13 protein-coding genes are annotated in these 15,652 nt (G+C 64.4%); 10 read left to right on the forward strand and 3 right to left on the reverse strand.

Features of this window, described 5'->3' with window-relative positions; translation table 11 throughout:
- Positions 1-156: 156 nt before the first annotated feature.
- Positions 157-1,980 carry a cobaltochelatase subunit CobT gene (gene cobT / locus H7692_RS06565; protein WP_201926961.1) on the forward strand — a complete coding sequence of 608 codons (1,824 nt, stop codon included), beginning with the start codon at positions 157-159 and terminating at the stop codon, positions 1,978-1,980.
- Between the two features lie 182 nt (positions 1,981-2,162).
- Here the strand turns inward: cobT and H7692_RS06570 are convergent, their stop codons facing one another.
- Complete coding sequence (locus tag H7692_RS06570; RefSeq protein ID WP_227339940.1) at positions 2,163-2,462, reverse strand: HigA family addiction module antitoxin; 300 nt, start codon at positions 2,460-2,462, stop codon at positions 2,163-2,165.
- The gene (locus H7692_RS06575; RefSeq protein ID WP_201926965.1) at positions 2,462-2,749 is read right to left on the reverse strand and encodes a type II toxin-antitoxin system RelE/ParE family toxin; all 288 of its coding nucleotides are present in this window, start codon (positions 2,747-2,749) and stop codon (positions 2,462-2,464) included. Before H7692_RS06575 ends, H7692_RS06570 begins: the two co-directional genes overlap by 1 nt.
- 310 nt (positions 2,750-3,059) lie before the next feature.
- Between H7692_RS06575 and H7692_RS06580 the strand changes: the two genes are divergently transcribed.
- The 4 genes from H7692_RS06580 to H7692_RS06595 all read left to right on the forward strand — a co-directional run bounded on the left by H7692_RS06580 (position 3,060) and on the right by H7692_RS06595 (position 8,461).
- Positions 3,060-4,706, forward strand: a complete 1,647-nt coding sequence (locus H7692_RS06580; protein ID WP_201926967.1) for an acetolactate synthase large subunit — start codon at positions 3,060-3,062, stop codon at positions 4,704-4,706.
- Positions 4,707-4,819: 113 nt separating this feature from the next.
- Positions 4,820-6,253 carry an aldehyde dehydrogenase family protein gene (locus tag H7692_RS06585; protein WP_222135588.1) on the forward strand — a complete coding sequence of 478 codons (1,434 nt, stop codon included), beginning with the start codon at positions 4,820-4,822 and terminating at the stop codon, positions 6,251-6,253.
- A gap of 277 nt (positions 6,254-6,530) precedes the next feature.
- Entirely contained in the window at positions 6,531-7,412 is an 882-nt protein-coding gene (locus H7692_RS06590; RefSeq protein ID WP_227339941.1) for a UDP-2,3-diacylglucosamine diphosphatase, read from the forward strand.
- Complete coding sequence (locus H7692_RS06595; RefSeq protein ID WP_222135586.1) at positions 7,409-8,461, forward strand: glycosyltransferase family 4 protein; 1,053 nt, start codon at positions 7,409-7,411, stop codon at positions 8,459-8,461. The genes H7692_RS06590 and H7692_RS06595 overlap by 4 nt, the downstream gene beginning before the upstream one ends.
- A gap of 81 nt (positions 8,462-8,542) precedes the next feature.
- Here the strand turns inward: H7692_RS06595 and H7692_RS06600 are convergent, their stop codons facing one another.
- Positions 8,543-10,990: a TonB-dependent receptor plug domain-containing protein gene (locus H7692_RS06600; RefSeq protein WP_222135585.1), complete on the reverse strand. Its 2,448-nt coding sequence runs from the start codon at positions 10,988-10,990 to the stop codon at positions 8,543-8,545.
- Positions 10,991-11,189: 199 nt separating this feature from the next.
- On the opposite strand from H7692_RS06600, the gene guaA reads away from it, so the two are divergent.
- From guaA to H7692_RS06625, 5 genes are all read left to right on the forward strand, one after another.
- The gene (gene guaA / locus H7692_RS06605; RefSeq protein WP_201926976.1) at positions 11,190-12,776 is read left to right on the forward strand and encodes a glutamine-hydrolyzing GMP synthase; all 1,587 of its coding nucleotides are present in this window, start codon (positions 11,190-11,192) and stop codon (positions 12,774-12,776) included.
- A 6-nt stretch (positions 12,777-12,782) separates the two neighbouring features.
- Positions 12,783-13,280 carry a GFA family protein gene (locus H7692_RS06610; RefSeq protein WP_222135584.1) on the forward strand — a complete coding sequence of 166 codons (498 nt, stop codon included), beginning with the start codon at positions 12,783-12,785 and terminating at the stop codon, positions 13,278-13,280.
- Entirely contained in the window at positions 13,277-14,455 is a 1,179-nt protein-coding gene (purT, locus tag H7692_RS06615) for a formate-dependent phosphoribosylglycinamide formyltransferase (RefSeq protein WP_222135583.1), read from the forward strand. Before H7692_RS06610 ends, purT begins: the two co-directional genes overlap by 4 nt.
- Positions 14,456-14,510: 55 nt before the next feature.
- Entirely contained in the window at positions 14,511-14,996 is a 486-nt protein-coding gene (locus tag H7692_RS06620) for an AAC(3)-I family aminoglycoside N-acetyltransferase (RefSeq protein ID WP_314816962.1), read from the forward strand.
- A gap of 117 nt (positions 14,997-15,113) precedes the next feature.
- The gene (locus tag H7692_RS06625) at positions 15,114-15,566 is read left to right on the forward strand and encodes a CHRD domain-containing protein (protein ID WP_222135582.1); all 453 of its coding nucleotides are present in this window, start codon (positions 15,114-15,116) and stop codon (positions 15,564-15,566) included.
- Positions 15,567-15,652 lie beyond the last annotated feature (86 nt).

Raw genomic sequence — 15,652 nt, forward strand, 5'->3', positions numbered from 1 at the left:
GCGGCGCGGCGCTGCCCCGGAATGGACCCCGGCTTTCGACGGGGATCGCTTGCTTCACGGATAGGGATAATTTCCGACTTGATCCGGGGTGACGGTCTCAATGCAAGCCCTCATCCTCTTCCTTCCCTTACCAAAGCCGGTTAGAGCCGACTCGTCATGACCGCCCACTCTCCCCTCGACGATCTGAAGGCCGCGCTGTCGAGTGTCGCGCGCGCAGTGACGCGCGATGCCGAGGTCGAGGTCGGCTTCACCGCCGACGCCCCCGCGCAGATCGGCAAGGCGATTCGCGTCCCCACCCCGTCGCGCACCCTGCCGCGCGACCAGGTGGCCGAGGCGCGCGGCTTTGCCGACAGCTATGCGCTGCGGATGAAGCATCACAGCGAAAAGCTCCACGCCGCCGCGCGCCCGGCCGAGCCCATCGCCGCCGCCGCTTTCGACGCGATGGAGCGCGCACGGATCGAGGCGCTCGGCGCCCGCAACATGGAAGGTATGCGCGCCAATCTGTCGGCGAGCCTCGCGATGCGGATGCGGAGCGACCCGATCAGCCGCGCGCAAAGCCGTGACGATGTGCCGATGTCGAGCGCGCTCGAACTGCTGCTGCGCGAAGCGCTGACCGGCGATCATGCCCCGCAGGGGACCGAAACCGGCCTGTCGCTCGTGCGCGAATGGATCACCAAGGACGCGGGCGGCGACCTGACCGCGCTGTCGATGCTGCTCGACGACCAGGCCGCCTTTGCCGAAACCGCGAAGATTGCGCTGCGCAACCTCGACCTCATCCACGGCGACGAGCCGCTCGAAGAGGGAGCCGAGGACGGCGGCGAGGACGACGAGACCGAGGCCGAGGAAAGCGCCGAGGAGCAGGAAAGCGAGGACGGCGGCAGCGGCGAGAGCCAGGTCGACGCGCGCGCCGAAATGGCGGGCGACCAGGCCGACGACGGCGACAGCGACCCCGACGCGCAGGAGATGGAGGCCGACGGCGAACCCGAAATGGGCGGCGAAGGCGACGAAGGCATGCTCCCCGTCCGTCCCAACCGCCTGCCGACCGACGTTCCCGATTTCAACTATCTGCGCTTCACCGAAAAGCATGACGAGATCGTCGCCGCGACCGAACTTTGCGACGCCGACGAACTCACCCGCCTGCGCGCCTATCTTGACCAGCAGATGACGCATCTGCAGGGCGCGGTGACCAAGCTCGCCAACCGGCTCCAGCGCCGCCTGATGGCGCAGCAGAACCGCGCGTGGGACTTCGACCAGGAGGAAGGCCAGCTCGACGCCGCGCGGCTCGCACGCGTCATCGTGTCGCCCGGCCATTCGCTGTCATACAAGATCGAGCGCGACACCGACTTTCGCGATACCGTCGTCTCGCTTCTCATCGACAATTCGGGATCGATGCGCGGGCGCCCGATCAGCATCGCGGCGATCAGCGCCGACATCCTCGCGCGCACGCTCGAACGCTGCGGCGTCAAGACCGAAATCCTCGGCTTCACGACGCGGACATGGAAGGGCGGGCAGAGCCGCGAGGACTGGCTCGCCGCCGGCCGACCGCTGCACCCCGGCCGCCTCAACGACCTCAGGCACATCATCTACAAGCCCGCCGACGAACCCTATCGCCGCGCGCGCAAGTCGCTCGGGCTGATGATGCGCGAAGGGCTTCTCAAGGAGAATATCGACGGCGAGGCGCTGATGTGGGCGCACAGCCGGATCGTCAACCGCCCCGAAGAACGCCGTATCATGATGGTGATCTCCGACGGCGCGCCGGTCGACGACAGCACGCTGTCGGTCAACCACGGCGCCTATCTCGACCAGCATCTGCGCCAGGTGATCGAGTGGATCGAAAAGAAATCGCCGGTGGAGCTTTGCGCGATCGGTATCGGTCACGACGTCACCCGCTATTACAGCCGCGCGGTGACGATCATGGACGCCGAGCAATTGGGCGGCACGATGGTCGAGCAATTGGCGGGGTTGTTCGATATCGATTGAGCGGGCTAACCGTTGGGCGAATTATTGGAATTGCGTTGCATTGTCTAACCAATGTATTTGGAGGCTCAATGAGTCGCGAGGAATCCCCTATTTTAAATTACAGCGACAACTCACTTAACCCCTGAATTCGATACCGGATTTCGAAACAAGGCAAATCGCGCCCCCCCCTACGCCGTCATGCCTCAGGCCGCGACCAGCCGCTTCACGACGAGGTCGCCTTCATGCTCTCTCGCCTTGGCGAGTTCATAGCGCGAATGCATCCGCAGCAGCGTTTCAGCCTTCACACCGAAGGCCTTCTCAAAGCGGATCGCCATATCGGCGGTCAGCGCCGCGCGGCCATTGAGCACGGCGCTCACCGACTGGCGGCTGACGCCGAACGCCTCCGCCAGGTCATTGATCGATACGCCATGCGCTTCGACGATCTCGGTCTTCAGCCACTCGCCGGCGTGGATCGCGAAAGAGGGGTGAACCTTGATAGCCATCAGTGATAATCCTCCAAATCCAGGTCGATAATCGCCCCCTGGTCGTTGATCGAGAATGTCATCCGCCAATTGCGCGTGACGGTCATCGCCCATGTCCCGGCCCGGTCGCCCGTCAGGGGATGCAGGCCATAGTTGGGCGGCGTTCCAAGTTCGTCGATCGTCTCTGCCGCGATGATGAAGTTCATCATCCTGGAGAGACGGTCGATCAGATCACCCGGCAGGCCCTTCGGCTTGCCCGTCTCGACGAACCGCCGCAGCGCTTTATGGCTGATGCTCTCGATCTCCACGAGTGGAAAGTATCACTTTACATGCAGCATGTCAAGCGTGGCTTTACATGGATGTGAGTTACGGAATTAAGGCCTCAGCTTGCTCAACCCCCAAACTCGCCCCCACCGCCTGCCTCTGCGCGAACCCCCATGAATGCGACCGAAGACACCCCGCGTGACAACCCCCTCCCCCCTCGTTACAAATCCTGCGTGATGCAGCAGGGACTCGCGGGCTTACGACGGGCGCCGCTGCAACGACATGATGCCGAAGGGTCGCCGGCATGATCTGGGGCCGCACCATGGCGGTGCGCGGCTTAAGGGGGCGACACGCATGAAAAAAGCATCCGACCTGTTCATCGAATGCCTCGAGGAAGAGGGTGTCGAGTATATTTTCGGCGTTCCCGGCGAGGAAAATCTCGATTTTCTCGACAGTCTGTCGCGGTCGAAGAAGATCAAGCTCATCCTCACGCGCCACGAACAGGGTGCAGGGTTCATGGCCGCCACCTATGGGCGGCACACCGGCAAGACCGGCGTGTGCCTCGCGACGCTCGGGCCGGGCGCGACCAATTTCGTGACCGCGGCGGCCTATGCCCAACTCGGCGGGATGCCGATGATGATGATCACCGGGCAAAAGCCGATCAAGAAATCGAAGCAGGGCCGCTTCCAGATCCTCGACGTCGTGCGGATGATGGGGCCGATCACCAAATTCACGCACCAGATGGCCTCGTCGGACAATATTCCGAGCCGCGTGCGCGAGGCCTTTCGCCTCGCCGAAGAGGAAAAGCCGGGCGCGGTGCATATCGAGCTGCCCGAGGACATCGCCGACGAACACACCGATTCCACCCCGCTCAAGCGCAGCCATTCGCGGCGCCCCAACGCCGACAGCAAATCGATCCGCGAGGCGGTGAAAGCGCTCGAAAAAGCGAAGTCACCCGTCCTCGTAATCGGCGCGGGCGCGAACCGCACGATGACGAGCCGCATGCTGCTGCAATTCATCGAAAAGACCGGCATCCCCTTTCTGACGACGCAACTCGGCAAGGGCGTGATCGACGAGCGGCATCCGAAATTCCTCGGCTGCGCGGCCTTGAGCGCGGGCGATTTCGTCCACCGCGCGGTCGAGGCTGCGGACTGCATCGTCAACCTTGGCCATGACGTGATCGAAAAGCCGCCCTTCTTCATGCAGCAGGACGGACCGACCGTCATCCATGTGTCGACCAAGACCGCCGAGGTCGACCCCGTCTATTTCCCGCATATCGAGGTGATCGGCGATATCGCCAATGCCGTTTGGCAGATGAAGGAAGATATCGTCCCCAACGGCGGCTGGAATTTCGATCATATGCTCGCCTATCGCGCGGCGGAGGTCGACCATACGCGCGGGCTGGCCGACGATGCACGCTTCCCGATCTTTCCGCCGCACCTCGTCCAGCAGGTCCGCGACGCGATGCCCGACGACGGTATCATCTGCCTCGACAATGGCGTGTACAAGATCTGGTTCGCGCGCGGCTATACGGCGTGCAAGCCGAACACCGTCCTGCTCGACAATGCGCTCGCGACGATGGGCGCGGGGCTGCCGAGCGCGATGATGTCGGCGATGGTCTATCCCGATCGCAAGGTCATGGCGATCTGCGGCGACGGCGGTTTCATGATGAACAGCCAGGAAATGGAGACCGCGGTGCGGCTCGGCCTTAATCTCACCGTGCTGATCCTCAACGACAATAGCTATGGCATGATCCGCTGGAAACAGGCGAACATGGGGTTCGAGGATTGGGGGCTGACCTATGGCAATCCCGATTTCGTCAAATATGCCGAAAGCTATGGCGCGCACGGCCACCGCGTCGAAAGCGCCGCGCATCTGAAGGCGGTGCTGCAGCATTGCACCGACACGCCGGGCGTCCACCTGATCGACTGTCCGGTCGATTATTCGGAGAATGACCAGATTTTGAACATCGACATCAAGAAATTGTCGAAGGAATTATAAGCGCCTAAGCCCCTCCCCTTCAGGGGAGGGGTTGGGGTGGGGGCTGCGGCCTTATGCTACCCCGATGGCCCCACCCCCGGCCCCTCCCCTGAAGGGGAGGGGGGAGAGATGCGATGAAGCTCAAAACCGTCTACCCGCTCTACCTCAACAACAAGGCGGCGCAGCCGAATACCGACCTTGTCGTCACCGACAAATATACCGGTGAAGCCGCGTTCCGTACCGCGCTCGCGACCCCAGACGTGATCGACGAGGCGATTGCCGGCGCGGTGCGCGCCGCCGAGCCGATGGCGCGGCTTGCGAGCTACGAGAAGCAGGACGTCCTCAACCATTGCGTCGCGCGCTTCAAGGAACGCTTCGACGAACTCGCTTATGCGCTGTGCGTCGAGGCGGGGAAGCCGATTGCCGACAGCGAGGGCGAGGTCAGCCGCCTGATCGACACCTTCCGCATCGCGGCCGAAGAGGCGGTGCGCAACTATGGCGAGATCCAGCCGCTCGACATTTCGGCGCGTGCCAAGGGCTATATGGGGATGTGGAAGCGCGTGCCGATCGGGCCGTGCAGCTTCATCTCGCCGTTCAATTTCCCGCTCAACCTCGCCGCGCACAAGATCGCGCCAGCGATCGCGATCGGCTGTCCTTTCGTGATGAAGCCCGCGTCGATGACGCCGTTGGGCGCGATCATCATGGGCGAGATTCTTGCCGAATGCGACATATTGCCCGAAGGCGCATTCAGCATTTTGCCTGCAAGCCGTGACGGCGCCGACCTGTTCACCACCGACGAACGGTTGAAACTCCTTTCCTTCACCGGCTCGCCCGGCGTCGGCTGGGATTTGAAGGCCAAGGCGGGGAAGAAGAAGGTCGTGCTCGAACTCGGCGGCAATGCCGCGGTCGTCGTCGACAAGGACGCCGATCTCGATCACGCGCTCGAACGCATCATCTTCGGCGGCTATTACCAGTCGGGGCAAAGCTGCATCCACGTCCAGCGCGTGATCATCCACGCCGACATCTACGACCGCTTCCGCGACATGCTGGTCGCCAGGGTCAAGACGCTGAAATCGGGCGACCCCAAGCATCGCGACACCTTCATCGGCCCGATGATCTCCGCCAAGGAGGCGCAGCGGCTGAAAGGCTGGATCGACGATGCGGTCGGCGCGGGCGCGACACTGCTCGCGGGTGGCGGCTGCGACGGCAATATGCTGGAGGCGACCTTGCTCGAAGACGCCCCCGAAAACAGCGATGTCGTGCGCGAGGAAGCCTTCGGTCCCGTCGTCATCCTCTCGAAATTCACCGACTGGAAAAAGGCGCTTGCCGAAGTCAACGACAGCAAGTTCGGCCTCCAGGCCGGCCTCTTCACGCGCGATCTGCACAAGGTGCTCGAGGCTTGGGACGAGCTCGAGGTCGGCGGCATCGTCGTCAACGACGTCTCCTCCTACCGCGTCGACAACATGCCCTATGGCGGAGTCAAGGACAGCGGCCTCGGCCGCGAAGGCGTCCGCTTCGCGATGGAGGACATGAGCGAAATCAGGAATTTGGTTATCCGGCGGACCTGATCTCCTTCCCCCTTGATGGGCGAAGTTGGATGAGGGTGAAGGTGCGGCCTTGCGCCGCCGGTGTAAGGCCGAGAAATCACCCCCACCGCTGCAACTAGTCAGCAAGCTGACAAGTCTCGCTGCCTCCCCCATCGACGGGGAGGATAGGTGTCACTCTGGAGCAACGTCACCGAACCGCCACCGATCTTTCTTCAAACTGTCGCGGCTTTGATTCGCCGCGTGTAACAAATCTCCTGTCTAGGCCGGGGGCAGCCAAGAGCTGCTTACGGAGTACGACATGGCCTCGATCTCGACCCTGCCGATCCCCGCGCGATTTGCCGATCCGTTCAACAGTGAACCCCATGTTCCTGAACGGGTGATCGGCGAACGGCGGAGCTATCGCACCGTGTGGGTCAGCGACATCCACCTCGGCACGCGCGGCTGCAACGCCAAGCTGCTCATCGACTTCTTCGACCATGTCGATTGCGAGACGCTCTACCTTGTCGGCGACATCATCGACGGATGGCGGCTCAAGAAGCGGCACTTCTGGCCGCCCGAGCATAATGACGTGGTGTGGCGCGTGCTCAAGCGCGCCAAGCGCGGCGCGCGCGTCGTCTATGTTCCCGGCAACCATGACGAGATGGTCAAGCCCTTCGACGGCTTCGATTTCGGCGGCGTCGAAATCCGCCGCGAGGCGGTTCACGAAACCGCCGACGGCCGCAAGCTGCTCGTCGTCCACGGTGACGAATTCGACGCGGTAATGCTCGCGCACCGCTGGCTCGCCTTCGTCGGCGACGCTGCCTACACGACGCTTATGAAGTGCAATGTCGCGGTCAACTGGGTGCGCGGCAAGCTCGGCCTTCCCTATTGGTCGCTGTCGATGGTCGCCAAGCATAAGGTCAAGAATGCCGTGCAGTTCATCGGCCGCTATGAAGAGGTCGTCGCGCATGCCGCACGCTCGCGCGGAGTCGACGGCGTCGTGTGCGGCCACATCCACAGCGCCGAGATGCGCGAAATCGAAGGCGTCGATTATTATAACGACGGCGACTGGGTCGAAGGCTGCACCGCATTGGTCGAGCATCACGACGGGCGCATGGAGATTTTGCACTGGGCCAAGGAGGTCGAGGCGCGCGACGCACCGGCGCAACTCAAGCTTCCGTCGCCGGCACGCGCCGCATGAGGATATTGATCGTCACCGATGCGTGGGAGCCGCAGGTCAACGGCGTCGTCCGCACGCTCCAGGCGACAATCGGCGAACTTCGCGCCGCGGGGCATGAGGTCGGCGTCATCTCGCCCGACCTCTTCCGTTCGATCCCCTGCCCTTCCTATTCCGAAATCCGCCTCGCCTTTGCCGGACAGCGCGCGGTCGGTCGCCGCATCCGTGCGTTCGATCCGCAAGCAATTCACATATCGACCGAAGGACCACTGGGCCTCGCGGCGCGGCGCTGGTGCATCAGGAACGGCTTTCCCTTCACCACCGCCTATCACACGCGCTTCCCCGACTATGTCGCGGCGCGCCTCCCTATTTCGCCCGATCTGGTCTGGCGCTTCATTCGCTGGTTCCACCGCCCCGCGCAGCACATCATGGTCGCGACGCGCTCGCTCGTGAACGAGCTGGCGGCGCAGGGTCTCGACCGGACGATGCTCTGGGAACGCGGCGTCGACCACCGCCTGTTCCGGCCTGACCGTCCGCCGCACCCCGGTTTGTCCGGACTGAAGCGTCCGATCCAGCTCTATGTCGGGCGCGTCGCGGTCGAAAAGAATATCGAGGCCTTTCTCGACACCGCGCAGCCGGGCACCAAGGTTGTTGTCGGCGACGGCCCCGCGCTCGCCGAATTGCGCGCGCGCTACCCGCATGTGCATTTCCTCGGCAAGCAGACGGGCGAGGCGCTCGCCGCTGCCTATGCCGGCGCCGATGTTTTCGTCTTTCCGAGCCGCACCGATACTTTCGGACTGGTGATCATCGAGGCGCTGAGCTGCGGCACCCCCGTCGCGGCCTATCCGGTGGCTGGGCCGGCCGATATCGTGACCGAGAAGGCCGGCGCGCTCGACGAGGATCTGGACGAGGCGATCGCCGCCGCGCTGATGCGCGGGCGCGCCGATGCCGCGGCGCTCGGCGCGCGCTACAGCTGGCAAAGCTGCACCGGACAATTCGTCAAGGCGCTGACCTTCGTTCCCGCTCGCCCGGCGCCCGAGCCGATGCACGGTGCCCCGGGCCTCGCGGCCTAGAGCTTGTTCGGTTTGGGTGGAATCAAGCCCCTCTCCTTCAGGGGAGGGGCTTGAATCTGTTCAATCTAAACAGGACAAGCTCTAGAGGCTCTTCCGCCACTCGATCTCGATGTAGCGGCCCAGCGGGTCGATATACCCCGGTTGATAGTTGAACGGCACGACCCCGTTTGCGTCACTGATCCGGCGCTGCGCGTCAAAGATATTGTCGATCGCAAGCCGCAGGCGCGAACCCTTCAGGAAGGGTAGCGCTTCGGTGATCTTGGGCTTCTGGTTCAGGTCGACGAACATGCGCAGGTTGAAGGTCGCGAGATCGCCGAAATGCAGGTCGCCCGCGGTGCCGCCCGTCACGCGGCTGCCGCTGTCATATTTGGCGCTGAAGCGCGCGCCGACGCCCTTGTAAAAGACGCCGCCGTCGAGTTCGACAAGATGCCGATTGCTTCCACCATTATTGCCGGTCGCCGAGCCATTGAGACGGTCGAGTTCGGGGACGCCGGGCCGGATGAGCACCGTGTCGGTGAGCCTCAGCGTATGATAGAGCGACACCTGCCAGCGCCCGCCCTGCGGCCCGCCGAACATCCGGCCGCGCATACCGCCGCCACCGCCGCCCGGTCGCGGGCCGCGTGCCGCCCCCGGCGGAGGCCCACCCGCGCCCTCGCGCGCGCCGCCTGGCGGCGGACCGCCTTCGCCCCGGCGCCCGCCGCCACGCTCGTCCGATTGGCCAAAGCTCTTCCCGAAATTCAGCCCCCAGCGGATCTGTGAATTTTCGCTGCGGTTGAAATTGACCGGCCGCTGGTCGAGCGCCACGAGCACGCCACTGGCGTCGCGCGTCACACGGTCGGGAAAGGCCGCTTCGATTTCGGGCGTCAGCAGCGGGAAGCTTTCGGCGGTGTCATGGCTGACGTTACGGTTGTAATTGACCGACAGGTTGAGGCCTTCGACCATCGGCGGCGACCAGTTGACCCCGAGCTTGAGGTCGCGGCGCCGTTCGGCGAGCAGGAATGGATTGCCGCCGGTCGTTGTCGTGATCTCCACCGTCTGCCCGGTCTGGAAATCATAATAGGTGACCGCGGGCGTCACGAGCGGCGCCGCGCCGAGTTGCTGGATGCCGGGCGCCGCTTCGTCGCTGTTGAAGCTGGCGAGCAGCGACAGGCTGTCGGTCACGCCCCAGTTGAGGCTTGCTCCCCAATTGACGAGCGACTGAAAATCGCTGGGCTTTTGCGTCTGCCCGCTCAGCGTCAGCGACACGCGCCCGATGTTCGCGACATCATATTCGGGGTCGAGCAGCGGCACGGTGAGCGATCCGAACACGCTCGGCGTATCGCGCGACAATTCGGTCAGCGTCACGTCGCCCGACCGTTCGGAGCGGCTGTCGAACCGGATGCCGGAATAGCTCCCTGTCATCGAGAGGCGGATCGGCCCCGCCCAGCCCTCGGTCACCGTGCCCGACAGATTGGCATTGCCGCCAAAACTCTGCTGGCTGCTGTCGAAACGGTCGCGCGCGCCTGCATTCCGGTCGGTAAAGATACGCGAATCCGCGTCGGCATAATTGCCTGTCGCCGACCAGCGCCAGTCGCCGAGCATACCGTTGACGCTGGCGGTGCCGCTGAGATTACGACTGCGACTGTCGCGGGTCAGCGGATCGTTCGCATCGCCATTGCGCGGTCCCAGCCACGACAGGCTGTCGGTCTGGTCGAAGCGCAGGTTGATCGAGGCGTCAGTCACCTTGTCGAGGCTGCGCTGGATGGTTGCATCGAGCTTATATTCGTCGGTCGCCGGGAGCAAGCTGCGTGCGGGCGCCTCGGCGGCGCGGCCGGTCGCCGGATCATAGGCGATGTCGCGGCCGGTTTCGCGCAGCATCGTTCGATGCTCCCATCCGCCATTGATATTGACGCGCCCCTTTTCGCCGATGGCCAGGAAGCTCGGTTCGAGTTCGCTGTGGAAACGCCCGCCCTGCGTCGGGATGCCCGCCTCGCCTTCGAGGGCGATCTGGCGAAAATTGGGTTTGAGCACCAGGTTCACGACGCGTTCGTCGGCGGAATATCCATATTGGAGCGCGACCTCCTCCGGAAAAATCTCGACCTTCGCGATGGCGTCGGGGGGAAGGTTGCGGACCTCGCCGAAGCCGCCGACACGGCGCCCGTTGACCAGGATTACCGGTCGCCCGCTGCCGCGTCCCCGCCCCGAGCGCGTCTGCGGCGCGAGCGCTTCAAGCAGTTCCGACACGTTCGACGCGCCATAGCTCGCGATCGCGGCCTCATCGAGTTCAGCCTCGGCCTTGATATCGGTGTCAAGCTGGCCCGCAAGCCGGGGGGCGGTCACGATGATTTCATCGCCTTCCTCCCCGCCGAACACTGTGTTCTCGATGCTGTCGGCGGGCACCGCGACCGGTTGCGCCGGTTGCGCGGTGTCGGCCGCCGTGGCCGCATCGGATGCAGCCTTCGCTGTATCGGCCTGTGCAGGGACGGCCAGCGACGCCGTTGCGGCCAGCAGCGCCGCGCGCAACGACAGCGGGGAGCATGACATCGTCATTGGGGAGGGGAGCCTTTCCTGACTAACTTCTTGATTCTGTTATTTTGGTACAGCCAATCGGTCCGCGAATGCGGACGGTCGATGACTGCGGACCGGCTAGGCGGCAATTGTCGCAAACTTATGGCACCACGATCCGCAATCGACGAATGACCACCACCGACCGCTGGACAGCATCGCTTCGCTTCCTTATCGGCCAGCCATGCCGACTCCCAACCCCTCCGCCGCCCCCGAATCCATCCTGATTGTCGACTTCGGCAGCCAGGTGACCCAGCTCATCGCCCGCCGCGTTCGCGAAGCCGGGGTCTATAGCGAGATCGTGCCGTTCAGCGCCGCCGAGGCCGCGCTCGAGCGCATGCAGCCGAAGGGCGTGATCCTCTCGGGCTCGCCCGCCTCGGTCCCCGCGCCTGGCAGTCCGCGCGCGCCACAGTCGATCTTCGACAGCGGCCTCCCTATTCTCGGCATCTGCTACGGCCAGCAGGTGATGAGCCAGCAGCTCGGCGGGCAGGTCGAGCCCGGCGGCATCGACGGCGAGCGCGACGGCGAATTCGGCCGCGCCTTCCTGACCGTCACCGAACCCTGCGTCCTCTTCGACGGGCTCTGGGATGTCGGCGAGCGCCACCAGGTGTGGATGAGCCACGGCGACCGCGTGACCAAATTCGCCCCCGGCTTTCGCATTGTCGCGGTCAGCGACGGCGCGCCCTTCGCGCTGATCGCCGACGACGAGCGCCGCTATTATGGCACGCAGTTCCACCCGGAGGTCGTCCACACCCCCGATGGCGCCAGGCTGATCGCCAATTTCGTCCGCCACGTCTGCGGATGCGCGGGCGACTGGACGATGGCCGAGTTCCGCGCCACCAAGATCGCCGAAATCCGTGAGCAGGTCGGCGACCAGCGCGTGCTCTGCGGCCTGTCAGGCGGCGTCGACAGCGCGGTCGCGGCGGTGCTGATCCACGAAGCGATCGGCGAGCAACTCACCTGCGTCTTCGTCGACCACGGCCTGCTGCGCATGAACGAGCGCAAGCAGGTCGAGGAGTTGTTCCGCGGCCATTACAATATCCCGCTCGTCGTCGTCGACGCCGAGGAACGCTTCATGAAGGGGCTCGCCGGCGTCACCGACCCCGAAGCGAAGCGCAAGTTCATCGGCGCCGAGTTCATCAATGTGTTCGAGGAAGAGGCAAAGAAGATCGGCGGCGCCGACTTCCTCGCGCAAGGCACGCTCTATCCCGACGTGATCGAGTCGGTCTCCTTCACCGGCGGACCGAGCGTGACGATCAAGAGCCACCACAATGTCGGCGGCCTGCCCGAACGGATGAACATGCAGCTCGTCGAGCCCTTGCGCGAGCTGTTCAAGGACGAGGTGCGCCTGCTCGGCAAGGAGCTTGGCCTCCCCGACATCTTCGTCGGCCGCCACCCCTTCCCCGGCCCCGGCCTCGCGATCCGCATCCCGGGCGAAGTGTCGAAGGAGCGCTGCGACATCCTCCGCAAGGCCGATGCCATCTATCTCGAAGAGATTCGCAATGCGGGCCTCTACGACGCGATCTGGCAGGCGTTCGCGGTGCTCCTCCCGGTCAAGACCGTCGGGGTGATGGGCGACTACCGCACCTATGACCATGTCTGCGCGCTGCGCGCCGTCACCTCGACCGACGGCATGACCGCCGACATCTACCCCTTTGACGCCGGTTTCCTCAGCCGCTGCGCGACGCGCATCATCAACGAGGTGCAGGGCATCAACCGCGTGGTATATGATTATACGTCAAAGCCGCCGGGAACGATCGAGTGGGAGTGAAGCGCCATGCCGGAAAAGCTCGAGCGAATTGAAACCCAAGCCTCCGGCGGCTGCCAATGCGGCGCCGTCCGTTATCATGTCTCCGCGATGCTCGACACGTCGCACATCTGCCATTGCCGCATGTGCCAGAAAGCGGCGGGCAATTTCTTTGCCGCGCTCGTCGGCATTCCACGCGACGCGATCGTCTGGACGCGCGGGGAGCCGGCCTCGTTCAACAGTTCGGACCAGGTCGCGCGCGGTTTCTGCCGCGATTGCGGGACGCCGCTCTATTACGACTATCTCGCGTCGAAGCATCTCAATCTGACCACCGGCTCGTTCGACGAACCCGCGCGCTTCACCCCCAAATATCAGTTCGGGGTCGAGGCGCGGATGCCGTGGTTCGATACGCTGCCGTCCTTGCATCAGGAAGGGACGACCGAAGAGGTGATGGCCGATTATGTCGGCGCGATCGCGGCGTCGAACCACCAGCATCCCGACCATGATACGGAAAACTGGCCCGAATGACCCCGACCGCAAAAATCCTCCTCCTCGGCTCGGGCGAGCTGGGGCGCGAGTTCGTGATTTCGGCGAAAAGGCTCGGCTGCCATGTCGTCGCCTGCGACAGCTATGCGGGCGCACCCGCAATGCAGGTTGCCGACGCGGCCGAGGTGTTTTCGATGCTCGACGGCGACGCGCTGCGCGCCGCGATCGAAAAGCATCGCCCCGATCATATCGTCCCCGAGATCGAGGCGATCCGAACCGAGATATTGGCCGAGGTCGAGGCCGGGGGCTTTCACGTCGTCCCGTCGGCGCGCGCGGCGCAGCTCACGATGAACCGCGACGCAATCCGCGATCTTGCCGCAAGCGAGCTTGGGCTTGTCACCTCGACCTTCGAATATGCAACCAGCCGCGACGAGCTCGCGGCCGCGGCGACGCGCATCGGCTTTCCGTTCGTCGTCAAGCCCGTCATGTCTTCGTCGGGCAAGGGGCAGAGCACGGTCAAGGACGCCGCGGGCATCGACGCGGCGTGGGACTATGCCGCCGCCGGGATGCGCGGCGACCGGCTGCGCGTGATTGCCGAGGCCTTCATCGACTTCGACTATGAAATCACGCTGCTGACCGTGCGGCACAAGGACGGCGTGTCCTTCTGCCCGCCGATCGGCCACCGGCAGGAACGCGGCGATTATCGCGAAAGCTGGCAACCCGCCGCGATGTCGGCGGCGGCGCTCAAGGCCGCGCAGGATATGGCGGCCAAGGTCGTCGACGCGCTCGGCGGGCACGGCATTTTCGGCGTCGAATTTTTCGTGAAGGGCGATGCCGTCATCTTCTCCGAACTCTCACCGCGGCCGCACGACACGGGGATGGTGACTTTGATCTCGCAGCAATTGTCGGAGTTCGACCTTCACGCGCGCGCGATCCTCGGCCTGCCGATTCCCGACGTCGCCGTCCCGCACGCCAGCGCGAGCGCGGTGCTGCTCGCCGACCGCGATGCGGAGAGTTTCTCAATCGCAGGCCTCGCGGACGCGCTTGTGCCGCCGAATGCCAAGACATCCGTCGACGCGCGCATCTTCGGCAAGCCCGTAACGCGCCCCTGGCGCCGCATGGGGGTCGCATTGGCCCGGGTAGCCGATGGCACGACCGACGACGCCCGCGCGGCGGCGGTCGCGGCTGCGGCGAGGCTGCGGATCGAATATCCATAGCGGGCCTTGCTCCACATGCTCGCCCTGCCCGATTTCTTCCCGTAAATACCGCGGCATGACAGCCTCCCCCGATCTGCGGGTCCGACGCCTTGGCCCCGACGATGTTGCCACAATGCGCGACCTCAACGCCCTTTACGCCGCGGCCTTTGAGGACAATGAAACCTACCGCCGCGACACGCCGGACAACGCGTGGCTGACACGCCAGTTGGCCAGGGATGCGATCATCCTGCTGGTGGCGGAAGCGAAAGGCCGGGTCGTCGGCGGCCTCACCGCCTATGAACTCCCCAAGCTCGAGGCGGCGCGCAACGAAATCTATCTCTACGACCTTGCGGTCGCCAAGGACCATCGCCGCCGCGGAATTGCGACACGGCTGATCGAGGAACTACAATGTATCGCCGCGGATACGGGAGCCTGGGCGGTCTTTGTTCAGGCCGATTACGGCGACGATCCGGCGGTGGCGCTCTATACCAAGCTTGGCGTCCGCGAAGACGTGATGCACTTCGATCTGAAGCCGCGCGCGCGATCGACAGGACGCGAATAAGCCTCGCGCGCGCCAGGGCGGCATCGCGGTCCGCGCGCGACGGCGGAACCCCGCCTTCCTTCAAGGGTTCAATCCGCATGCCCGTCTGGGGCTTTGCATATCCTTGGGAGACGAGTGATGGACAAGAATTTTTGGGCCGCACATCTGCTTGCGGTCACGATGCTCGCGGGCTGCGCAACCCTCGAAGAAGGGGCTGCCGAAGCGCTTGCCGAAACCCACCGCACCAATCTGACCGGCGCGCAAGAGGTCGGCCCCGGCGATCCCGACGGTTCGGCCACGGCAGAGATTAGCGTGTCGGACGAATTCAACCAGATTTGCTATGACGTGAAGGATATTCGTAACATCGACACGATCACCGGCATGCATATTCACCGCGGGCGTGCCGGGACCAATGGCCCCGTCGTTCTCCCGCTCACCAAATCGAACGAAGGCGCCTGGAAAGGCTGCAAGGGTCGTTCCGAATGGCTCGAAGATTCGATCGAGCGCGATTTTTCCAACTATTATGTGAACATCCACACGGCCGCCTATCCCGACGGCGCGATACGGGGCCAGCTCGGCAACCGTTACTGATGTCCGGCGCGCGGCGATGAAGGGACTTCGCCGCGCGCCTCCATCGACGCTCGCGTGGCTGCGACACCCCTGCTACACCGCGCGCC

It is taken from the genome of Sphingopyxis sp. P8 (assembly GCF_020622175.1).
In the GTDB taxonomy this organism is placed as follows: domain Bacteria; phylum Pseudomonadota; class Alphaproteobacteria; order Sphingomonadales; family Sphingomonadaceae; genus Sphingopyxis; species Sphingopyxis jiangsuensis.